The sequence below is a fragment of the Streptomyces sp. NPDC005799 genome (assembly GCF_040630525.1).
GTDB lineage: Bacteria > Actinomycetota > Actinomycetes > Streptomycetales > Streptomycetaceae > Streptomyces > Streptomyces griseorubiginosus_B.
This window is the reverse complement of the sequence record NZ_JBEXXQ010000046.1, coordinates 63,160-84,258: the sequence shown is the minus strand read 5'-3', so window position 1 is coordinate 84,258 and position 21,099 is coordinate 63,160. Positions and strand designations below refer to the sequence as shown.

The following is a 21,099-nucleotide window of genomic DNA, read 5'->3' as shown; positions in this document are numbered from 1 at the left end:
AGCTACCTCGCCGGCCTTCACCTCCGCGGCTCGATGATCTGGCTCAGAGAACTCACCCGGACCACCCAATGATCACAACGCAATACGCTCCCTAGTGGCCGCGCGCCGTGAACTGCCCGCTCTTACCGGGCAATTTCGTCAGAGTATCGATGCCCTCAGCGACACGGACGCCCTTCGGGTGCTGCAGGACCTGCTCGGCACCGCCCGCACAGCTGCAGAGCGATCGGCCGCGTCCAGGGTGTTGCGGTTCTGCGGCGGTCTGCCTCTGGCTCTCCACATCGCCGGGCTGTGGCTATCAGGGCGACCGCACCGGTCGCTGCGTGATCTGGCGGACCGGTTGACCAACGAGCAGGACCGGCTTCGCTTCCTGCGCATCGGCGATCTGTCGCTGGAAGCCAGTGTGGCGGCCTACTACAGCTCGCTGCCGACTCCGCTCCGGGCCGCATTGCTCCGGCTGAGGAACGTGAACGGCGACTTCAGTGCCGACGACATGGTGACCGAGGTGACTCCGTCACCGGGAATGGCCGCGGATCTCCTCGATGAACTGGTCGACCGCCACCTGGCGTATGCGGTCACTGCGCCCCCCGACGGCCAGCGGCTGTACCGGCTCCACGACCCCGTGCGTCAGTACGTGACCTACGGCCCGGTCGGCTCCTGGCACCCGGATCGCGTCAAGGGCCAGATCTGGCTCCCCCGGCAGGCTGCGCACAGTGGCTGAGAAGCGGAGGGTGAGTCTCCCTTTCGCCACCATGGACGCCCGGCCGAAGCCAATACCAGGCCGCAGGCGGAGTGCTCCCGGTAGCTCGGAGGCGGCCGGAAGGCGTCGCCGGCAGCGGGATTCGACGTAGGCCGGCGACGGTGCAGCCCAGGCTCACTGATGGCGCCATGACAAGCTCCCCATAGGCGGCCACTTACCGCCCCCCTGACGGCCACGGGATTCGGCTCTGTCGGGGATCTTGTGACGTACCCAGTCTGCATTGGGCATCCACCGGGTGTGCGGTTCAGAGGGTATGCGGCGGTTGCTGCCACATACAGCCGGTGTGGTGGTCGAGTCGATCGAGCGTGCGGCCGGTACGGTCATGATTAAGTGAGCGGCGGCTGGTACCTCGCAGTGTGTCATGCCGGCCTGGCCAAAAGGCCGAGGCAGGTCGAAGAACGCCCGGTCGGGGCTCCGTCAGCCCTCCAGAAGCCAGTCGCGCACCTGGGGCGCCCTCGTGAGAGCGCGGAGCAGAACATCGCGGGTGCGTGCCGCCCCGGCGCTGGTCGATGAGAGCACGCGGCCAAGGGTGTCCGACAGTCCGAGCATCGCCGTGGCGTGCGCGTGTCGCTCAGTGTCGTACGTGGACAGGATCCGCGGGTGCGCCCGGCCCGTGGCCACGGCTGCGAGCTTCCAGGTGACGTTGGTGGCGTCCCGGATTCCGGTGTTCATGTCCTGACCGGCCCACGGGGGCATCAGATGGGCGGCGTCGCCCACCAGGCAGATCCGGCCGTCGAGGAAGCGGGCGGCGACGCGCGAGTGGTGGGTGTAGACGCGGGCCCGGACGATGTTGAGCGCCGTCGGGTCGGGCACATGGCCGGTGAGCAGCTCATACCTTCTCGGGCTGGAGCATCGCCTCGGCGTCCTCGCCGGGGAAGAGCACGAACTCCCAGCGCCGGTAGTTGTAGGGCAGGTCCACGCAGACGTACGGCCGTTTCGGATCACAGTGCAGGCCGGTGTAGGGGGCGTCGAGCGGATCGTTGTCGCACTCGACCACCACCCACTTGCGTGGATGGGTGTCCCCGACCAGGGGGATCCCCAGGTGGGTGCGGATCGTGCTGCGGCCGCCGTCCGCGGCGACCACGTACTGGGCACGCACCAGCACCTTCTCACCGGCGGGACCTCTCACATGGAGACGCACCTCGGTGCCGCCCTGCTCCAGCCGGACGAGAGGCGCTCCGCTGCAGGACGTCAGCGGGAGTGGCCGAGTTGGGTGAGGGCCAGGTCGAGCATGTCGGCGAAGAAGTCGGCCGCGGTGGTGTCGATGCACAGCGGTGGCTTGATCTTGAGGATGTTGAGGTGGTCCCCGGTTGGCTGGACGATCACGCCGAGGTCGAGCATGCGGTCGCAGAGTTCGGCGGTCTCTTCCGTGGCGGGCTCCAGGCCGACGCGGTCCCTGACGAGTTCGAGGCCGAGGTAGAGGCCCGAGCCGTGGACGGCGCCGATGATGCCGTAGCGGTCGGCCAGTGCCTCAAGGCGGCTTTTGAGATGGCCGCCGACGCGCGCCGCGTTGCCCTGGAGGTCCTCGTCGCGCAGGGTGTCCAGGACAGTGAGGCCCACGACGCTGGAGACGGGGCTGCCGCCGGTGGAGGAGAAGAAGTAGCCCTGGTCGCGGTAGCGGTCCGCGACCGCCTTGGACGTGATGACGGCGCCGAGGGGGTGTCCGTTGCCCATGGCCTTGGCGACACAGACGATGTCGGGGACGGCCTGCTGCTGCTCGAAGCCCCAGAACCAGTGTCCCAGACGGCCGTATCCGACCTGGACCTCGTCGGCGACGGCCAGGCCGCCGTGACGCCGTACCGCCGCGTACACCTGGGCGAGATAGCCGTCGGGAAGGGCGACTCCCCCGGCGTTACCGTAGAAGGTCTCGCCGATGAATGCTCCCGCCGGGCGTCCGGCGGCGGCCAGTTCGTCGATCACCGCGACGGCCTCGGGTGCGTAGCGCACGGCGTCCGGCCCGCGGTGGCGGCCGCGGTAGGAGTTGGGCGAGTCCACGGTGTGCACCCAGCTCGGGCGGGTGGCCAGGGCGTTCGGGTTGTCCTGGAGCGAGGTGGAGACCGCGTCGGAGGCGTACGTCCAGCCGTGGTAGGCCTCGCGCAGCGCGACGACGTCGTGCCGCCCGGAGGTCCCGATGGCCAGGCGAAGGCCCAGATCCACAGCTTCTGAACCGGAGTTGACGAGGAACACCGTGTCCAGAGGGTCGGGGAGGAGGGCGGCGAGGCGCTCGGTGAACTCCACCACGGAGGCGTAGTGGAAGCGCGAGTTGGTGTTGAGCCGCCGCAACTGCCGGGAGACCGCCTGCTGTACGCGGGGGTGGGCGTGGCCCAATGGGGTGACGTTGTTGACGATGTCGAGGTACGACCGGCCGTCGGTGGACAGCAGATGGTGGCGCCAACCACGTTCGATACGGGGAGGGTTGGCGTAGTAGTGCTCCTGTACGGTGGCGAACGCGGCGTCGCGCCGGTCGAGCAGGTCCCTCTCGCGCGTACGGCCGGAGTCGGCCGGGAGGCCGAGGAGCGGGGCGGGGTCGGCGGTGAGCGCCAGCCAGCCGGCGGCGTACTCGGGACGGACCAGGCGCGGGGCGGCGGGGCCGTCGGCATCGCGCAGCGCAACGTGGACCGAGGTACCGGAGCTGAGGTGGGTGATGTCCTCACCCGCCTGCACCGTCGCACCGGTGGTGACCACGGGCTGGGCCGTGTGGGGGAAGGACAGCGACAGCACCTGCGCGTCGTAGGTGAGTTGCACGTGGCCCGGCGCCGCCGTGAGGACCTTCCCCGCGACGGGCGCCTGCACCACGGCATCCCGGCCGAGCCAGAGGTCGATTCCGGTGGGCACTGTGGCGGTGGACACCGCCGACAGCGCCGGTGTCCGAGTGAGTCGCGCCCGGCCGTACCGGGTGGCGACGGCCGCCGCTCCGTCCGCGAGCGCGGACGTCACCAACCGGGCCTCGGTGCCGGCGTCCGTCCACGCTCCGTGGTCGAGGGAATCGGCGTCGGTGGACAGGTCGAGGACGGCGATGTCGTCGGCGACGACGTCCCGCAGGAGAGGGCGCACCGGCGCACCGGCCTGCGCGGCCCGGGCAGGTACGTCGGCCATGCCGGTGGCGTCCCTGATGAGGCGGATCATCACCGGCAGGGGCAGCGAGGTGGCCTGTTCGAATATGCGCCATTCGTGGTCGAGCGCGTCCTTGGCGTAGGCGTTGTCCTCGTCGACGGCGGCCTGGTGTCGCCCGCTGGCCACCAGGACGGCGGCGCGCAGGACCACGAGTGGCCACACCGCGTCGGCTTCCTCGGGGGAAAGCGGCCGAACGGCGTGGAAGGCGCGGACGGCCGGCAGCACGTGGTGAGGCTCGATGCCGTCGTGGTGGAGCATCGAGGACAGTGACACGGCGAGTTCGCCGACCGCCCAGCTCGTGGTGACGTCACCGAAGTCGATCACCCCGTCCGGCATGGGCGGACGGCTGTCGGGACAGCGGATCAGATTGTCGTCGGTGAGGTCCAGGTGCACGGCCTGGGACGGCAGCGTGGCGGCGAGCTTGTGGACGTGTGCCCAGGCCTGGGCGGTCTCGGTCTGGACGGCGGTGCGCCGGTCGGGTTCGTCGATGTGCCCGGCGAGCTTGGCGACGACGCGATCGGCGTGCTGCGGGTCCCACTGGAGCACGCGGTCGAGGCCCGGGTGCCGGAAGTCGCGCAGGGCGGTGCTGACCTTTCCGACGATCGTGCCCATGGCCGCCACGGTGCCGGGGGGCAGGTGCCGTGGTCCCGAGAGCGTGCCGCCCGGCAGGTAGCGCAGCAGGCGCGCGACGGCCGGACCGTTCTCGGTGTCCACCGTCGTGCGCCGCGGGCGGCCGTCAGGACGGCGCAGGACCGTGGCGATGCGCAGTTCCGGGCAGGTTGAGGCGATCAGGTCGGCTGCCGCGTCCTGGGCGTCGATCTCGGCCATACCGAAGGCGGGGTTGGCGATCTTCAGAATCGCCGCCGGCGTCCCGTCGTCGGTGTGCAGCAGGAAGTTGGCGTCCTGTTGGCTGCCCAGCGCCTGCGCGCGAGCAGTGATGCCGAGGTGTTCGGCAGCGATGAGCTCGGCCTCGGCCGGCACCATCCGGGGTGTGGGAAGGGCGTCCTCGGTGAAGAAGTCGATCGTGCGGTGTCGGTCGGGCAGCATGCAGGTTCCTCGGCTGGTGTGGGCGAACAGGCTGGGACGCTCGGATGCCTCAGTCGACGTGCCACAGGAAGCGGTGCGTGTGAATCGCGAAGTAGGGGAAGTTCTCCACGGACGCGACGCCCTCGACGGGCCGTACGACGTCGTTGATGAAGTCCAGAAGATCCCGGGGCTGAGGGCACACCACCTCCGCGAACACGTCGAAGTGGCCGCCCGTCAGGACCGTGTACACGACTTCGTCGTGCCGGGAGAGTTCATCGGCGACCGCCCGGGGATCGCCGTCGATGCGCAGGCCCAGGAGTGCCATCGTCTGCTGGCCCATGGTCATCGGGTCGGTCACTCCGACGACCTGGACCGCCTTGGTGTCGATCAGCCGCTGCAGCCGGAGCCTCGCGGCCGAGGGTGACAACCCCACCTTCGGGCCCAGATCGGCATAAGGGATCCGGCCGTCAACCTGCAGCTCCCGCAGGATGGCCCGGTCGATGTCGTCCATGCAGTACCTCTCTCCTGCGCGAACGGCAGGCATTGCGCTTGTTTCAAGCACAATGCCTGATCTATACGCTTGATTCAAGTGCTATGGCGATGGAATCGAGCGAATCGTGTGTGCGGGTTCCCGTGAGCGCTACAGGGGCGATCCGCGGGATCGCGTACGACCTGGACGTTGACTCAAGAGGCCGCGAGGAGGCTGTCGTCCAGGAACTCCCGTACGTGGCCCATGACTTGCGCCCGGTCCGTGCCCCGCAGCCCGATCGCCGCCTGGATGGAGAACCCGTCGAGCAGCGCCCGCAGCCGGGCGCCGAAACGGTCCGGGTCGACCCGCCGGAACTCGCCCTTCGACACCCCCCTGCGCCAGTAGTGCCACCAGGTCGCGGTGCCAGGTGCCCTCGATCGCGGCCTGGCGGTCGCGGGCCGCGTCGTCGGCGTTCTGCGAGCGGTTCCAGACCTCCAGCCACAGCGTCCAGTGCGGGTCCCGGTGGCCGTCGGGCACGTACAGGTCGACGTACGCGTCAAGCCACTCACGTGCGGACGTGGTGCGGGTCAGCAGTCGGCCGCGCTCGGCACGGGGCCGGCCCTCGCTCGACTCCAGGGCCTGGAGCAGCAGTTCGTCCTTGGAGCGAAGGTAGTAGAGGAGAGGGCCGCGGGTGTCCTCGGGATGGATCACCAAGGTGTCACGCGGCCCGGCGGCCATCATGAATCCCTGCACGCCGAGGTCCCCCATGGCGCCGTCGAGGTACGTGCGCCCGTCGTGCTCCGGGCAGGTCGGCGCCTCGGGCAGGAGCCGCAGCCGCAGCGGCCGGGCCAGCCGTCGTCCGCGGGTGACACAGGTCAGCGCGCTCACCCATAAGTGCTACCCGACCACGGTCCTCAGCTGCTGCTGCGTGATGCAGTGGATGCCGCCGCCCGCGAAGATCGGCCGCGCGTCCACCAGTGTCACCGCCCGCTGCGGGAACAGCCGACGGAAGATACCGGCCGCGATCTCGTCCCGGGGGCGCCGAAGCCGCACAGGACGACGCCGCCGTTGCAGAGACAGTGGTTGATGTGGGAGTTGTCGGCCCAGCGGCCGGCGGCCTCGGGGCGGGCACCTCGACGACCTCCAGGCGGCGGCCGCGCGCGTCGGTCTGCGCCTTCAGCAGGCCGACGACCTCCTGCGTCACGTCGTGGCGGGCTCATCGAGGCGGAACCTCGGGTCGCCCGGGACGGACGCGAGGAGTTGAGCGGTGTAAGGGTGGTTCGGCCTGGTGAAGGTGGGTCCGGTCGGGCCGAGCTCGACGAGGTCCCCGTGCAGCAGGACCGCGACCGTGTCGCTGATGTGCCGGACGACGGCCAGGTCGTGTGAGATGAACAGCATCGTCAGCGAGAGCCGACGGCGCAGATCGGCGAGCAGGTTGAGGATCTCGGCCTGGGTCGTCAGGTCGAGGGCTGAGGTGATCTCGTCGGCGATGACGAACCGGGGACGTGGTGCGAGGGCCCGTGCGATCGCCAGCCGCTGCCGTTGGCCGCCGGAGAACTCGTGCGGGTAGCGGTCCATGGCATCCGGGTCGAGGCTCACCTGGCTGAGCAGTTCGGCGATCCGTGTCCGGACCGGTTTGACCCTGGCCCGGATCGGATCGAGTGCCTCGGCGAGCGACTGCGCCACGGTGCGCCGCGGGTCGAAGGAGGAGTACGGGTCCTGGGGAATCATCTGGACCGTCGCGGCTCCCGCCCGTCCGCGCGAGGTGCGCAGCGGGGCGCCGTCCACGAGGATCCGGCCGCTCGACGGCCTGTGGACGCCGACGAGTGTCCGCGCGAGCGTCGTCTTGCCCGACCCGGACTCTCCGACGAGTGCGAGGGTGCTGCCCCGGGTGATGTCGAACGAGACTGCCTTGAGCACCCTGCGGGCCGCGACGCCGTGGCCGAGCTCGACGGTGAGGTCCTCGACGCGCAGCAGCGGGATGGCCGCCTGCGGGTCCGGTGTGGTGGTGGCGGACATCAGCGGCTCCCTTCCGCGGCCTGGGGGCGGTCCGCGGCTTTGTCGGAAAGGTCGTCCGACGGCGTCCCGCCCGGCTGCGCCGCGTGCGCGTCGGCCGTCCACCGGACCGCGCTGAGGGTTCCTCCGGCCTCGACCGCGGCGGGCGTCGCCGCGAGCAACGCGCGGGTGTAGGGGTGGGTGACCGTCCCCCGGCGCAGGTCGCCGCCCGTCGTCCGGTCGACGACCCGGCCGCCGTGGAGCACCAGGACGGTGTCACAGAGCACGCCGACCACGCCGATGTCGTGCGAGATGAACAGCATCGCCGTACCGTGCTCGCGGTTGATGCGGCGGAACTGGCGCAGCACCTCCGCCTGGACGGTGACATCGAGTGCCGTCGTCGGCTCGTCGGCGATGAGCAGCCGCGGTTTCGACGTCATCGCGGAGGCGATCGAGGCCCGCTGGAGCATGCCGCCGCTGAGCTCGTGCGGGTGCTGGCGCAGCCGCCGGTCCGGCTCGGTGACGTGGATGTCGGCCAGGGCGCGGACCATGTCCCGCGCGGCCTGACGCCGGGGCGTCCCCAGATGCACCCTGGCCACCTCGGTGAGCTGCGTGCCGAGCCTCAGCGCGGGATTGAACGTGCCGATCGGGTCCTGGTAGACGATGCCGATCTCGGTCGCGAGGCGACGCTGCGGCGGTGTTCCGAGCAGGTCGAGGTCGCCGAGGGCAAGGCGCGACGCGTTCGCCCGCACGCCCTCGGGGAGCAGGCCCGCGACCGCCATGGCGATGGTGGACTTGCCCGAACCCGACTCGCCGACGAGGCCGACGATCTGACCGGCCCCGATGGTGAACGACACGTCGTCGACGAGTGTCCGGTCGCCGGCCCGCACGGTCAGCCCGGCGACGGTCAGCAGGCCGTCCGGCTCCGTGCCGGCCGCTGCCCCCTCAGTGCCCGACGCCAAAGGCGCCTGTGCCGCGCCGTCCTGTGCGGGAACGGCCGGTCCTGCCGGGTCCGCCGTCTTGGCCGGGGCGTGCGCTGTGACGCGGGTTCGCGGGTCGACGAGTGAGGCCACGCCGTCTCCGAGAAGCATGGCGCCCACACCGGTGACGATGAGCATGATGGACGGAGCCAGGACGACCGACGGCTGAGCGAAGATCGACGGCAGCGCCTCGTTGAGCAGCCGGCCCCAGTCGTACTGCGGGTTCTGCACACCGAGGCCGACGAAAGACAGACTGCTGATGTCGAGCAAGGCCAGGGTGAAGCTCGAACTGAGGAGCACCAGCAGCGGCCCGCTGATGTTCGGCAGGACATGCCGGCCCAGAATGCGTAGGCCGGGGACGCCGAGCAGGCGCGCGGTGAGGACGTAGTCCTTGTCCGCGACGGTCGCGGCGAGATTCGCCGTCAACCGCGCGAACCCAGGGATGCCTGCGACGGCGATCGCGACAATCGCCGACCCCATGCCGGGCCCGAGCACCGCCGCGATGACGAGGGCGAGAACGAGTGAGGGGAAGGCCACCGCCGAGTCGATGAGCCGCAGACAGGTCTCGCGCAGCCACCCGGGTGCGAGGTGGACCAGCGCGCCGATCGCGACGCCGACGACGAACGAGGCAGCGGTGGCAGCAGCGGCCATGAGCAGGGTGAGCCGGGTCGCGACGAGCGCCCGGGCGAGGACATCACGGCCGAAGGCGTCGGTGCCGAGGAGATGCTCGGCACCGGGCCCGAGCCGGGCGTCGCCCGTGAGGGTCTCGGCGGAGCCGCTCAGCAGCAGCGGGGCCACGACGGCCACGACGAGGAGCAGACCGAGGATCACCGCGCCGGACAGCAGCGACGGGTTGCGGCGCCATCGGCGCACGGTCGCGTCAGTGGCCACGACGACCTCCCTCGAGCGTGCGCGGGTCGACGATCCCGAGGACGACGTCCACGAGGAGGTTGACGAGGAGGGCGAGCATGCCGACGACGAGGATGATGCCCTGGATCACCGGATAGTCCTTGTAGATGATCGCCTGGACGATCTCGGTGCCGAGCCCGGGGTAGGTGAAGACGTTCTCCAGGATGATCGTCCCGCCGAGCAGGGACGTGAGGACGAGACCGCTCAGGGTAAGGACGCTCGTCACGAGGTTGGGCAGCGCGTGGCGGAGGTGGAGCCGCACGGATCCCAGGCGGTGGCCGCGCGCGGTCCTCATGTAGTCCTGGGCGAGTACCGAGGCCGTCTCCTGCCGGACGACCTGGGCGATGGCGAAGGCCGGGCCGATGCAGAGCGCGGAGATCGGCAGGATGAGCGCGCTCGGTGTCGCGGCGCCGCCGGACGGCAGCAGCCCGAGGCTGATCGAGAACAGCACGACGAGGAGGGTCGCGACGACGTAGACCGGCGCCGACGCGAGGAGGCCGGCGAGCGTGCCGAAACCGACGCCGAGCCGGCGGCGGCGTCCGTCACGAGTGAGGACACCGACGGCCATGCCGAGCGGAACGGCGATGACCAGGGAGAGCAGGACGGCCGGGACGACGAGCTGGATGGTGTACGGCAACCGGGTCGCGACGATGTCCGCGACCGGTGTGTTGAACCGGAACGAGGTGCCGAGCCGTCCGGACGCCATGTCGCCGAGGTAGTGGACGAACCGCGTCGTCAGCGGCTCGTCGAGGCCCAGTCGTTCGCGTATCGCCGCGAGCGTGGCCGGGGAGGAGTTGGTTCCGGCGATCGCGCGGGCCGGGTCCCCGGGCAGCAGGGGCACGATGAGGAATGTCACGACGATGAGCAGCAGCATGGACATCAGCAGCCCGCCCGCCCGCCGAACGGCGAACCCGGTCCAGCCACCGCCCAGCCGCAGCCGGGCAACGCGGCTGACGGGTGCGGCCTGCAGCGGCCCGGTCGGGACCGCGGCCCCGGCGCTCACAGCGCCCCCGCCGCGAGCGCAGCGTCGTCCGGATGCCGCTCGTACCAGCGGAACCGCGGTTCGAGCTGGGCAGAGAGTCGCAACAGCGTCGCCTCGTCGTAGGGCGCGCCAATGAGTTGCGCACCGACCGGCAGGCCGTCCGCGGTCGTATGGACGGGCAACGAGATGGCGGGCAGCCCGGCGATGTTGACGAACGCGGTGAACGAGACCATCCGGGTCTCGGTGGCCCGCGGCCCGTCCGGGTCGGAGTTCGCCTCGTCGTACACGGGGCCGACCGGTGGGGCCACGACCGCCGTGGTCGGGGTGAGGAGAACGTCGAAGTCCCGGCCCCACTGGGCGACCACCTCGCGTGACTCGGCCTGCAGTCGGGCCGCCGTCCGGGCGTAGTCGCCCGCGGTGACCTCAAGGGCGGTCTCCCGGCGGCGCCGGATGTAGGGGTCCACCGCGTCGGGATCGTCGAGCTCGATGGCGTAGGTGGAGGCACTGATGATCGTCCAGGTGAAGCCCATGATCGCCTCGTACGAGAACATCGTCGGGTGGGTTTCGACGACGTCGTGTCCCAGGTCGCGCAATGCCTGCGCGGCTGTCAGCGCCGCCTTGCGGCACTCCTCGTCGACCGGCAGCCCAGTGGGCGCGTCGAGCAGCAGGCCGATCCGCAGCCGGCCGGGGTCGGCACCGACCTCCTCGATGTAGGGGCGGCCGGGTTCGGGCGCGCTGTACCAGGCGAGCCGGTCGGCACGGCCCATGACGTCGAGCATGAGGGCCGCATCGCGCACGGTTCGGGTGATCGCGCCTTCGGTCGTCGAGTGTTCCCAGCCTCGGACGAACGCGGGCACGCGTCCCCGGCTCGGTTTGAGGCCCACGAGGCCGGTGACGGACGCCGGAACCCGGATCGATCCGCCGCCGTCGGAGGCGTGTGCCACCGGGGCCAGCCCGGCCGCGACGGCCGCCGACGCACCGCCGCTCGACCCGCCGGAGGTGTGCGCGGGATTCCACGGGTTGCGCGTCTTGCCGTGCCGGGCGTTCTCGGAGACGGTCAGCGCACCGAACTCCGGCGAGTTGGTCCGGCCGAGGGGGATCGCGCCGGCGTCGAGGAGGAGCTGGATGTCGGGGTCCGTGACCGTCTGCGGGGTGTCCCGGATAGCCAGTGAGGACATCGTGTTGGGTTGTCCCACAACGGAGTTGAGGTCCTTGATGGGGATAGGGACGCCGTGCAGCGGGCCGAGCGGATCGCCGCGCAGCACCGCCCGCTCGGCATGGACGGCCGCCGCGCGCACGGCGTCGGCGTCGAGCCAGACAACGGCGTTGACGGCCGGATTGATCCGCTCGATGCGGTCGAGGTAGGTCTCGGCCACCTCCACCGGGCTGACCTCTTTCGTGCGCACGAGGTCGGCGATCTGCTGGGCGGTGCTGAAAGGGTCGATCACCAGGGGGCTCCTGTCGGAACGGTGCAAGGTATCGGTGCAGGACGTCGAAACGGCGCGGGGCCCCTCTGTGCGGGACGCTTGGATCCGACCGCGCGGGTCTCCGCCGTGTGTGGACGCCTGTCTGTCAGCGGGTGATGCGCAGGATGGGGTCGTCGAGCGAGCCGCCCAGCATCTGTGCGCTGAATCCCTTGCGCAGCGCATAGATAAACGGGTCGTTGACCAGCGGCACCGCGTCCGCCTGCGAGATCAGGGCCTTGGCAGCCGTCTGGTATGCGGCACAGCGAGCCTTCTCCGTCGTCGCCTCGGCGCCCTGGGCGAAGGCCTTGTTCACCACGGGGTTCTTCACGGCGCCGAGGTTGCCGCCACCTTCTTGGACGGTCGGACCGACGAAGTGGCCGAGCGGGTTGGCGAGGCTGCCGAGGAAGTTGAGGTCGGCGAAGACCGTGAGGTCCCAGGTGTCGGGCTTGCCGAACACGGTCCCGACCCACGTGCCGACGTCGACGTTGGAGAGGGTGACGTCCGCGCCCGCGGCCCGCAGCGCCTCCTGGATGTACTGGTTTCCGGCGCCGGCCGGGCCGACGACCTGGGGGCCGACGAGGCGGATCTTCTTGCCCTTGAGCACGGTCGTCGCCGAGGCTTTGTCCGTCGGCAGAAGGTAGGAGGTGCCAGGATCGTTGCAGGGGGTGCCTTTCTGCACGAACATCGTCGACAGCTCACCCGTGTCCTTCGAGGCGACCTTGGCGAAGGCGGCGCGGTCGACGGCCTGGGCGACTGCCCGGCGGGTGGCGACGTCGGCGAAGACCGTGCCGGGTCGTTCGTTGAAGAGCAGGTAGAAGTCGGAGAACCGGCTGACGCTCACGGAGTAGCCGCCTGCGCCGTCGAAGCGCGGGATACCGGAGGCGTCGATCTTGCCGATGTCGAGCTGGCCGCTCCTCACGAGGTTGCCGGTCGCCGTGGGGTCGGGCGAGACCAGGTACTCCATCGTGGAGGCAACCTTGCCGGGGATCTTCGTACGCCAGGCCGGCCATGCCTTGTACCCCGGGCGAAGCGTGTACGAGTACGAGACGCCTGACTGGGACTTCTGAAGAAGGTAAGGGCCGGACTGGGACCCCTTGGCCTTACCCACGGCAAGGGCTTTGAGGTCCTTCAGTCCCGCCGGGCAGACAATGCCCGTGCTCGCGACCGACAGGCCGGTGACCATGGCGCCCCACGGCCTGGCGAGCGTGATCTTCACCGTTCGCGCCGCGTCGTCGGCGGTCACTGTCACCGTGTTGCCGGGGCCGAAGACGGTGGGGACATCGGGCGCCGCCGTCTTCGGGTCGACGAATCGGTCGAGGGAGCCCTTGACGACCGTCGGCGTGATCGGCGTCCCGTCGGCGCAGGTCGCGTCGGTGCGCAGGGTGAACGTGGCCGAGGTCGGCGTGTTCGTCCACTTGGTGGCGAGCCCGCCGACAAGCCCGCCCTCGTCCTTGCGCACGAGGGTGTCGTAACTGTTGCGGGCGAGCAGGTAGTCCGGCAGGGACAACGCCTTGGCCGGATCGAAGCCGGCCGGCACGTCGATCGTCGTCCGGATCTTCGTCACCGTTGCGGCACCGTCGCCGCCCGAGTTCTGGGACGTCGATCCTGTGGTCGTGCAGCCGGCGAGCACGGCCGTCATGGCGACGGCTGCGGTCACTGGGACCACGTGGGTACGGGTCTGGCGCATGGGTGCTCCTGGAGAGGGATGTTGCGCTCTGCGCAGGTCGCAAGGGATCGAGCGGGGCGAGCGCGAGCAGTTCGGGTGGAGGCGGTGCGCGCGGAGCTCGGTGGACGCTGCTCGGCAGCGAGCCGTGGAGCACTCGGTGTGGAGAGGATGCCGCCAAGTGAACGACGTAGTCAATAGCGTTAACTAACTTGGCACACGCGTCACCCTTGCCGCCGATTTCGATGAGAACGCTGCTGGGCGCTGGCCGCGAAGGCTGACGCGTGTCAGTCGCGCGGAAGCGTCGCCGCCTCCGCCTCGAGGGCGGCAAGGAGGATATCCATCTGCCGGTGGAAGACTTCGGTCATGTCGACGCTGCGCAGGTACTCCTTCGCCGCCTCGGCGTAGGGGTACGCGTCAGGATCTGCCGACTGGTATTCCTGCACCCAGTTCACCTCGGCGCCGAACCGTTGGTTGACGAGCCGCCAGGCGTTGTTGCTCGCCATGGAGAGGATGAAGTTCGAGATGGCCTGGTAGTGCAGGACGGCCTCCCGGCCGCGCCAGCCGCCGCGGTGGAACGCTTCCAGGACGGCGTCGACGGCGCGCAACTCGTGAACGCCCCGGGTGACTCTCCCCATGGAGAGCGCGGCGGCCGCCGGGTGGTCGAGCGCGGTGTTCCAGGCACGGATCGCCAGATCCCGCAGCGAATCGGTCCACGACTGGTGCGGCTCATACCCGTCGAGGGAGATCCTGTCGAGCTCCTCCGCGACGGCGACCATGATGTGGTCGCGACTCGCGAAGTGCCGGTAGACCGCGGTCGCGGAGGAGGACAGCTCCTTGCCGAGTCGCTGGAAGGTCAGCGCGTCCGGCCCATCCTCGTCGAGGATCCGCAGCGCAGTCTCAACGATGAGCCCTTGGGAAAGAGTCCCCCGTTGGAGCCTCTTCGTCGCCTGACCCCTGGCACCTGCCACTCGAACGCCTCCCTCGGACGGACGGCGAGCCCACGCTGCCGCAGCCTGGACCCCTTTACCGGCTGACGATAAGACCAGCCTAGGCGACTGGTGTTGAGCGGATCATCCTGGGCCCGGTCACCGAGGGGGCCATGCCCCCAACTATCCCTCCGGTCACAGTCTCCACAGTGGAAGAAGAAAAGTAGAGTCACAGGTCCGAGCCCGCGCACGCTGTCGGCGAAGGCGTCGGTCGACGTCTGGTGCAGCACGCCCGGCGAACACACAGCCGAGCTGAGTCCCGATCCCGCTCCGCCGCCTCGCCACATCCACAGAGGTTGCCGACGCGGTCCTCTTCCTCACCCTCGCCCCGGGCCCGCATGACAGGAGTGGTCCGCCCTGATGTCGGGTGCGCCTGGCGTGTCTGGAGCACTCCGACGAGGCGTTCGCCTGGCACTACGCGGAGGCCTACCTCGCGCTGAACGGATGCCGCCTGGCCTATCCGCCGAAGGAAGCGGTCGCCCTGGTGCGGGACGCGGCTTCCGGCGCGATAGGGGTTGGCCTGATCGGCCGTCAAATGCGCGCCTGGAGCGTTGCCTGACCGTCCGGTGGCTTGCGCCCCCGTATGGATGCTCGCCGTTCGGGGAGGGAGCAGCGAACCGTGTGTGGTGTAGGCAGAACGGGTAAGCAAGAGGCACCGCCTGCCGGGGTGGGGTGAGGTGGCGTGTCAGCCGGCGGTGTCGTCGCGGGCCAGGTCCGCGCTGCGGGATGTTCACGAATACGCGTGACCTGCGACGGCATCAGGCTCTGAAGATCCCTCCCCATGTGGGTGGTGATCGTTCCCCGATCCTGGTTCATCGATTCCCGAGCGCCCGCCGGATTCCGATCGGCTCCCGGCGGAACGCTGGCTTCGCTGCCCTCAGCCGGGCCGCTCGGCCGTCAGCCCTCCTCCCAGTTCCCGCGCCCGGCGCACGAACACCTCATGCAGATCCCGCGCCGCCTGCGGCACGGACTCGGCCTTGCGTCGCTGCAGCATCAGCAGCACCCGGGTCATGTCCCCGGCGATCGGCCGGTACGTGATCGTGCCCAGCCTCTCCAGCGGATCCCCGATGACGCTGAAGTCCGGCAGGACCGTCGCCCCCAGGCCCTCGGCGACCATCAGCTTGCCCATCTCGGCGCCGTCAGTGGAATACGAGAAGGATGGGGTGCGGCCCCCCAGGAGCCGGTGGACATATCGGTGCATCACATAGCCGGAGCGCATGGCGATCAGCGGCTGGGCGAGCAGGTCGTCCGCCGACACCGCGGGCAGGGACGCGAGCGGACTGTCGGGGCGCACGCACACCACCGGCCGGCCATGCAGCAACTGCGTGGACTCGAAGCCGGCGGGCATGTCGTCACCGTCCAGGTGGTTGACGAGGCCCAGATCGAAACCGCCCTCCGACAGCGCCCGGCTGATGTCGGCCTGCTGGGCGGCGACCACCTCGACCTGGGTGAGCGGATGCGCGGCGCGGAAGTCCCTCACCACCGGAACGAGCAGGGGAACAGTCGCGGCGTTGACCGTGCCCACCCGCACCATGCGGCTGATGTGGTGCTGTTCGCCGGCCGCGGTCCGCAACCGGTCCACCGCCTCCAGCACATTGATGATGTACGGCAGCAGCTCCCGCCCCTCCGCACTCATCGTCGCTCCGGTCCGTTTGCGCTCCAGGAGATCGACTCCCAGTTCCCGTTCCAGATTCCTGACGGTCTCACTCAGCGCGGGCTGTGAAAGGCGCAGTTCCTCCGCGGCCCGGCGCAGTGAGCCGAGTCTGGTCACCGCAGCGATGTACTCCAGCTGTTCTGTCCGCACGAACAAAGCATTTGCGTTCGGCTGCGGTTGTTCAAGGGTTTCCCTGTGACACCCTCGTGAAATTCAATGGTCCGCGATACAAGACCGGTCGGGTTTTCCTTGACTACCCGGACCGGCCCCTGTCACGATCGGTGACATGAAGATGCGACTGGATCTCACGAGGCGACGCCACGTCGACCTCGCGCGCGTCTCCAGCGCCTCTTGTTGCGCTGCGGCCTGACTCTCCGGATCTACCGCGTCCTTCGGCCACGCCGCACCTGTCACGGACAGGCCATGTGCCGCGTTTCCCCGATTCTCTTTATCGCCTGAATTCCGCATGCCTTCACAATTTAGGCGGGATTCGGCGCGCCCGAGACTTCTTTCCGCAACAGGAGTTCCGCATGCCCGCGCCCGTGAAATTCGCCTATTGGGTCCCCAATGTGAGTGGGGGGCTGGTCACGAGCAAGATCGAACAGCGCACCGACTGGGGGTACGAATACAACCGCGAACTCGCTGTCCTCGCCGAGAACAACGGCTTCGAGTACGCCCTCAGCCAGGTCCGCTACATGGCCAGCTACGGCGCCGAGTACCAGCACGAGTCGACCAGTTTCAGCCTGGCCCTGCTGCTGGCCACACAGCGCCTGAAGGTCATCGCCGCCGTCCACCCCGGCCTGTGGCACCCCGGCGTGCTGGCCAAACTCGGCGCCACCGCCGACCACCTGTCGAACGGCCGCTTCGCGGTGAACGTCGTCTCGGGCTGGTTCAAAGGCGAGTTCACAGCCCTGGGCGAGCCCTGGCTGGAACACGACGAACGCTACCGTCGCTCCGAGGAGTTCATCCGCGCGCTGCGCCAGATCTGGACGGAGGACCACACCGAACTCGCTGGTGACTTCTACCGGCTGCGTGACTTCTCCCTCAAGCCCAAGCCCCTCAACTCTCCCGAGCGCCCGCACCCGGAGATCTTCCAGGGGGGCAACTCCACGGCAGCCCGGCAGATGGCCGGCCGGGTCTCGGACTGGTACTTCTCCAACGGCAAGGACTTCGACGGTGTCGTAGAGCAGCTCAACGACGTACGAGCGGCTGCGGCTCAAGCCGGCCGAACGGCCCCCAAGTTCGGCCTCAACGGTTTCCTCATCGCCCGCGACACCGAGGCCGAGGCTCGCGAGACGCTCCGGGAGATCGTCGCCAAGGCGGACCCGGACGCCGTCGAGGGCTTCGGCGCGGCCGTCAAACAGGCCGGGCAGTCCACCGCCGACGGCAAGGGCATGTGGCAGGACTCCACCTTCGAGGACCTCGTCCAGTACAACGACGGCTTCCGCACCGGCCTGATCGGCACCCCCGAACAGATCGCCGAACGTGTCGTCGCCTACAAGAAGCTCGGCGTCGACCTCCTCCTCCTCGGCTTCCTGCACTACAAGGAGGAAGTCGAGTACTTCGGCAAGCGCGTGCTGCCCCTGGTCCGCGAGCTCGAGGCCCAGCTTCCGGCAACGGACGCCGAGCCCGCGCCCGTCACCGCACACGTCTGACGCTTCGTCCCCTCCGCACCTCACCGCGAAAAGAGACCGACACTCTTGACTTCTCCCCCAGCCGAAGCAGGGAGATTCTTCCCTCGCGGGTTGAGCTTTCTGCTTCTCAGACAGCAGCTGCCCCGAACCAACGGCAAGGGACGTGGGTACGCCCAGCAGTCTTACGCCAGCTCCACAGACCTGACATCCCGCCAGCCCGGCGGTAGGCCCGGCCAGCGTGGCTATCGCCGACCGGACGCCAAACAAACTACCCCTTACCTGCGGCTGGTTGGCGGTGAAAGCCGATCCGCCCTGGCGGCGCATCGGCTTTCCCTGCCCTGCTCCGCAGGAGTCCGTTTCCTCCCCCGCCCCAAGGCGGGGGTATCCACGGAGGAATCCCGATGAGCACCGCAACGCCCGCCGACTGGCAGAGCAGCCCCGCCCCGCAGACCGCCCAGGACTGGACCACGCGCGCCGCCGAGGTCGCGGCCGTCCTTGCCACCGACGCCGCCGAACGCGACCGTGCCGGCGCCACCCCCTATGCCGAGGTGCAGCTCCTGAAGGACGCGGGCCTGGTGACCCTGCTCGGTCCCACCGAGCACGGCGGCGCGGGCCAGGACTGGCCCACCGCCTACCGCGTCGTCCGCGAGGTGGCCAAGGCCGACGGCTCCATCGGACAGCTCCTGGGCTACCACTACCTCTGGTTCTGGGCCGCCCGCCTGGTCGGCACCCGCGACCAGTGGCAGCGGATCGAGGCCGAGGCCACCAGCGACCGCTGGTTCTTCGGCGGGGCCGTCAACCCACGTGACAAAGACGTCATCGTCACCGAGGACGGGGGCGACCTCGTCTTCACCGGCCGCAAGACCTTCTCCACCGGTAGCAAGGTCTCCGATGTCACCGTCCTCGAAGGCGTCCTGGACGGCACCGAACTGCACGTCTTCGCCGTCGTCCCCTCGGACAGCGAAGGCCTCACCTTCCACGACGACTGGGACAACATCGGCCAGCGGCTCACCGAGAGCGGCGGCGCCACCATCGACCGCGTCCGCACGCCGTGGGCGTCCGCGCTCGGCTACGTCGACAAGAAGTTCCAGCCACGGACGTACAACACCCTCAACGTCCCCACCATCCAGCTGGTCTTCGTGAACTTCTACCTGGGCATTGCCGGCGGCGCCCTGGAGACGGCGGCGGCATACACCCGCACCAAGTCCCGGCCGTGGCTGCACGGCGGCTACGAGCGCGCGGTCGACGAGCCCTACGTCATCGACATCTACGGCGATCTCACCGCGAAGCTGTGGGCAGCCGAGGCTCTCGCGGACGCCGTCGCCGCGGAGGGACAGAAGCTGCACGACGACCCGGACGCGGTCACCGCACAGACCCGCGGCGAATTCGAGGTACGGGTGGCCGCCATCAAGGCCCGCGCCACCGACGTCTCCCTGGAGATCGGCAACCGCATCTTCGAGGTGACCGGCGCCCGCGCCACCAACACCGCCGAGGGCCTCGACCGCTTCTGGCGCAACGTCCGCACCCACACTCTGCACGACCCCGTCGCCTACAAGCGGCGCGAGGTCGGCCGCTGGGTCCTCGAGGGCGAACTGCCCGAGCCCACCTGGTACTCCTGACCCGCTCCGACCGGGGCGCCCGGCACAACGCCGCCGGGTGCCCCGGGCTTCCAGAAAGAGGACCGCATGCCCAGCGTCCTGTCCGTCTCCGGCAGCCCTTCCGCCTCGTCCCGCACCAACCGCCTGCTGCGTCACCTCGACTCCCGGCTGCGTGCGCAGGGCCACGAAGTGATCCCGCTCGACGTGCGTACCATCCCCGCCGAGGCCCTGCTCGGTGCGGACTTCCGCCACCCCGCCATCATCGAGGCCACCGAACTCTTCGACCGCGTCGACGGCGTCGTCGTCGGAACTCCCGTGTACAAGGCGTCGTACTCCGGTGTCCTCAAGGCACTGCTCGACCTGCTTCCGCAGTACGCCCTCACCGGCAAGACCGTGCTGCCGCTCGCCACCGGTGGTTCCGTCGCGCACGTCCTGGCCATCGACTACGCCCTCCGCCCCGTCCTCAGCTCCATGGGCGCGGCCCACATCGTGCAGGGCTGGTTCACCCTCGACAAGGACATCACCGTGCACGAGGACGGCTCCCTGACGGTCACGCCGACCACCGGTGAGGCCCTCACCCAGGTGGTCGACCAGTTCTCGGCGGCCCTCGGCCGCACCACACCGGTCCTGGCCACGGCGAGCTGAGCGCCATGTCCGTGCAAGTGATCGCCGACGACGCCGAAGCCCTCGCCGTCGCAGCCGCTCTGGCCGCCGAGTTCCGTGCCGGCGCCTCCAGCCGGGACGCCGAACGAAGGCTCCCCCGTGCTGAGTTGGACAAGCTCTCCGCCTCCGGGCTGCTCGCCGTCACCGTGCCCGCCGAACACGGCGGAGCGGACGTCGGCGCCCTGACCCTCGCCGAGATCTTCAGGCTGCTCGCCACAGCCGACGCGAGCCTGGCCCAGATTCCGCAGAGCCACTTCGCCTACGTCAATGTGATCCGACGTCAGGGTGACGCAGAGCAGCAGAAGTTCTTCTTCGCCGAGCTGCTCGCCGGCCGCCGCCTGGGAAACGCCCAGTCGGAGGCGGGCACCAAGCACGTCCAGGACATCCGCACCCGGCTTCAGCCCCGGCCGGACGGCTCGTACGTCCTGAACGGCGTCAAGCACTACTGCACCGGCGCCCTGTTCGCCGACTGGATCCCGGTGCTGGCCAGAGCCGTGGACGACCACCTGCACGTCGCGTACGTGCCGCGGGACGCCCCTGGCCTCACGGTGATCGACGACTGGGACGGCCTGGGCCAGCGGACGACCGCCAGCGGAACCGTCCGCCTGGAAGGCGTCCCCGTACCCGCCGACCGGGTCCTGCCCCACCACCTCACCTTTGAGGGTCCGCAACTCCACGGCGCCGTCGCGCAGTTGCTGCACGCCGCCATCGACACCGGGATCGCCTGCGGCGCACTGGCAGAGGCTGCGGAGTTCGTACGGACCAAGAGCCGTCCGTGGTTCGAGAGCGGTGCCGAGACGGCGGCCGAGGACCCGTTGCTGATCCAGCAGTTCGGTGAACTCGCCCTCCGGGTACGAGCATCCGAAGCACTGCTGCGCGAGGCCGCACATGCCGTCGACGCGGCGCGAGCCGACCTCACCGACGACTCCGCCGCCGAGGCGTCCATCGCGGTGGCCGCCGCCAGGGTGCAGGCAGCAAGCGCCGCCGTGGACGTGGCGAGCGCGCTCTTCGAAGTGGCCGGTACCCGATCGGCGCTCAACTCCCTCAATCTGCACCGGCATTGGCGCGACGCCCGTACCCACACCCTGCACGACCCTGCCCGCTGGAAGATCCAGCACATCGGTAGACACGTACTCAACGGCGCCCGGCCGCCCCGCCACGGCCTGCTCTGAAGGACATCGACGCCGTCCCGCTCCCCAC

The 21,099-nt window shown here is 69.7% G+C and carries 17 protein-coding genes and 3 pseudogenes; 7 read left to right on the top strand and 13 right to left on the bottom strand.

Features of this window, described 5'->3' with window-relative positions:
* Positions 1-94: 94 nt before the first annotated feature.
* The gene (locus ABZ453_RS36125; protein WP_359021841.1) at positions 95-718 is read left to right on the top strand and encodes a hypothetical protein; all 624 of its coding nucleotides are present in this window, start codon (positions 95-97) and stop codon (positions 716-718) included.
* Between the two features lie 456 nt (positions 719-1,174).
* Here ABZ453_RS36125 and ABZ453_RS36120 read toward each other — a convergent pair whose 3' ends face one another.
* The 12 genes and pseudogenes from ABZ453_RS36120 to ABZ453_RS36065 all read right to left on the bottom strand — a co-directional run bounded on the left by ABZ453_RS36120 (position 1,175) and on the right by ABZ453_RS36065 (position 14,332).
* A complete protein-coding gene (locus ABZ453_RS36120; RefSeq protein ID WP_359021839.1) occupies positions 1,175-1,702 on the bottom strand; it encodes an FAD-dependent monooxygenase in 528 nt (175 codons plus the stop codon).
* A complete protein-coding gene (locus ABZ453_RS36115; RefSeq protein ID WP_359021838.1) occupies positions 1,587-1,886 on the bottom strand; it encodes an FAD-dependent monooxygenase in 300 nt (99 codons plus the stop codon). Before ABZ453_RS36115 ends, ABZ453_RS36120 begins: the two co-directional genes overlap by 116 nt.
* A 62-nt stretch (positions 1,887-1,948) precedes the next feature.
* Positions 1,949-4,918, bottom strand: a complete 2,970-nt coding sequence (locus tag ABZ453_RS36110; RefSeq protein WP_359021836.1) for an aminotransferase — start codon at positions 4,916-4,918, stop codon at positions 1,949-1,951.
* A 49-nt stretch (positions 4,919-4,967) separates the two neighbouring features.
* Positions 4,968-5,408 carry an Lrp/AsnC family transcriptional regulator gene (locus tag ABZ453_RS36105; RefSeq protein ID WP_359021835.1) on the bottom strand — a complete coding sequence of 147 codons (441 nt, stop codon included), beginning with the start codon at positions 5,406-5,408 and terminating at the stop codon, positions 4,968-4,970.
* Positions 5,409-5,581: 173 nt separating this feature from the next.
* Positions 5,582-6,134, bottom strand: a pseudogene (locus ABZ453_RS36100) (TetR family transcriptional regulator C-terminal domain-containing protein).
* A 129-nt stretch (positions 6,135-6,263) separates the two neighbouring features.
* Positions 6,264-6,576 (bottom strand): annotated as a pseudogene (locus tag ABZ453_RS36095) (agmatine deiminase family protein); the annotation flags it as partial.
* Complete coding sequence (locus ABZ453_RS36090; protein WP_359021833.1) at positions 6,567-7,385, bottom strand: ABC transporter ATP-binding protein; 819 nt, start codon at positions 7,383-7,385, stop codon at positions 6,567-6,569. The gene ABZ453_RS36090 and the pseudogene ABZ453_RS36095, both read right to left, overlap by 10 nt.
* A complete protein-coding gene (locus ABZ453_RS36085; protein WP_359021831.1) occupies positions 7,385-9,232 on the bottom strand; it encodes a dipeptide/oligopeptide/nickel ABC transporter permease/ATP-binding protein in 1,848 nt (615 codons plus the stop codon). The genes ABZ453_RS36090 and ABZ453_RS36085 overlap by 1 nt, the downstream gene beginning before the upstream one ends.
* Positions 9,222-10,253 (bottom strand): ABC transporter permease, encoded by a 1,032-nt coding sequence (locus tag ABZ453_RS36080; protein WP_359021829.1) that lies wholly within the window; start codon positions 10,251-10,253, stop codon positions 9,222-9,224. The genes ABZ453_RS36085 and ABZ453_RS36080 overlap by 11 nt, the downstream gene beginning before the upstream one ends.
* A complete protein-coding gene (locus tag ABZ453_RS36075; RefSeq protein WP_359021827.1) occupies positions 10,250-11,680 on the bottom strand; it encodes an amidase in 1,431 nt (476 codons plus the stop codon). Before ABZ453_RS36075 ends, ABZ453_RS36080 begins: the two co-directional genes overlap by 4 nt.
* 124 nt (positions 11,681-11,804) lie before the next feature.
* Complete coding sequence (locus tag ABZ453_RS36070) at positions 11,805-13,385, bottom strand: ABC transporter substrate-binding protein (protein ID WP_359021825.1); 1,581 nt, start codon at positions 13,383-13,385, stop codon at positions 11,805-11,807.
* Positions 13,386-13,648: 263 nt separating this feature from the next.
* Positions 13,649-14,332: a helix-turn-helix domain-containing protein gene (locus ABZ453_RS36065; RefSeq protein ID WP_359021823.1), complete on the bottom strand. Its 684-nt coding sequence runs from the start codon at positions 14,330-14,332 to the stop codon at positions 13,649-13,651.
* Between the two features lie 388 nt (positions 14,333-14,720).
* On the opposite strand from ABZ453_RS36065, the pseudogene ABZ453_RS36060 reads away from it, so the two are divergent.
* Positions 14,721-14,909: pseudogene (locus tag ABZ453_RS36060) on the top strand (fic family toxin-antitoxin system, toxin component); the annotation flags it as partial.
* A 318-nt stretch (positions 14,910-15,227) separates the two neighbouring features.
* Here ABZ453_RS36060 and ABZ453_RS36055 read toward each other — a convergent pair.
* A complete protein-coding gene (locus ABZ453_RS36055) occupies positions 15,228-16,154 on the bottom strand; it encodes a LysR family transcriptional regulator (protein WP_359021821.1) in 927 nt (308 codons plus the stop codon).
* Between the two features lie 136 nt (positions 16,155-16,290).
* On the opposite strand from ABZ453_RS36055, the gene ABZ453_RS36050 reads away from it, so the two are divergent.
* From ABZ453_RS36050 to ABZ453_RS36030, 5 genes are all read left to right on the top strand, one after another.
* A complete protein-coding gene (locus tag ABZ453_RS36050; RefSeq protein ID WP_350760414.1) occupies positions 16,291-16,374 on the top strand; it encodes a putative leader peptide in 84 nt (27 codons plus the stop codon).
* A 160-nt stretch (positions 16,375-16,534) separates the two neighbouring features.
* On the top strand, positions 16,535-17,659 hold the full coding sequence (gene sfnG / locus ABZ453_RS36045) for a dimethylsulfone monooxygenase SfnG (RefSeq protein ID WP_359021819.1): 1,125 nt from the start codon (positions 16,535-16,537) through the stop codon (positions 17,657-17,659).
* A 380-nt stretch (positions 17,660-18,039) separates the two neighbouring features.
* Entirely contained in the window at positions 18,040-19,257 is a 1,218-nt protein-coding gene (locus tag ABZ453_RS36040) for an acyl-CoA dehydrogenase family protein (RefSeq protein WP_359021817.1), read from the top strand.
* Between the two features lie 66 nt (positions 19,258-19,323).
* Positions 19,324-19,881 (top strand): NADPH-dependent FMN reductase, encoded by a 558-nt coding sequence (gene ssuE, locus ABZ453_RS36035; RefSeq protein ID WP_359021815.1) that lies wholly within the window; start codon positions 19,324-19,326, stop codon positions 19,879-19,881.
* 5 nt (positions 19,882-19,886) lie between these two features.
* Complete coding sequence (locus tag ABZ453_RS36030; protein ID WP_359021813.1) at positions 19,887-21,071, top strand: SfnB family sulfur acquisition oxidoreductase; 1,185 nt, start codon at positions 19,887-19,889, stop codon at positions 21,069-21,071.
* The last annotated feature ends 28 nt before the right edge of the window (positions 21,072-21,099 follow it).

What these genes read in the sequence shown, in the direction of transcription:
- ABZ453_RS36105 (WP_359021835.1), bottom strand. Translation starts at nt 5,408, where the DNA reads ATGGACGACATCGACCGGGCCATCCTGCGGGAGCTGCAGGTTGACGGC.
- ABZ453_RS36090 (WP_359021833.1), bottom strand. Translation starts at nt 7,385, where the DNA reads ATGTCCGCCACCACCACACCGGACCCGCAGGCGGCCATCCCGCTGCTG.
- ssuE (WP_359021815.1), top strand. Translation starts at nt 19,324, where the DNA reads ATGCCCAGCGTCCTGTCCGTCTCCGGCAGCCCTTCCGCCTCGTCCCGC.
- ABZ453_RS36110 (WP_359021836.1), bottom strand. Translation starts at nt 4,918, where the DNA reads ATGCTGCCCGACCGACACCGCACGATCGACTTCTTCACCGAGGACGCC.
- ABZ453_RS36070 (WP_359021825.1), bottom strand. Translation starts at nt 13,385, where the DNA reads ATGCGCCAGACCCGTACCCACGTGGTCCCAGTGACCGCAGCCGTCGCC.
- ABZ453_RS36050 (WP_350760414.1), top strand. Translation starts at nt 16,291, where the DNA reads ATGAAGATGCGACTGGATCTCACGAGGCGACGCCACGTCGACCTCGCG.
- sfnG (WP_359021819.1), top strand. Translation starts at nt 16,535, where the DNA reads ATGCCCGCGCCCGTGAAATTCGCCTATTGGGTCCCCAATGTGAGTGGG.
- ABZ453_RS36030 (WP_359021813.1), top strand. Translation starts at nt 19,887, where the DNA reads ATGTCCGTGCAAGTGATCGCCGACGACGCCGAAGCCCTCGCCGTCGCA.
- ABZ453_RS36040 (WP_359021817.1), top strand. Translation starts at nt 18,040, where the DNA reads ATGAGCACCGCAACGCCCGCCGACTGGCAGAGCAGCCCCGCCCCGCAG.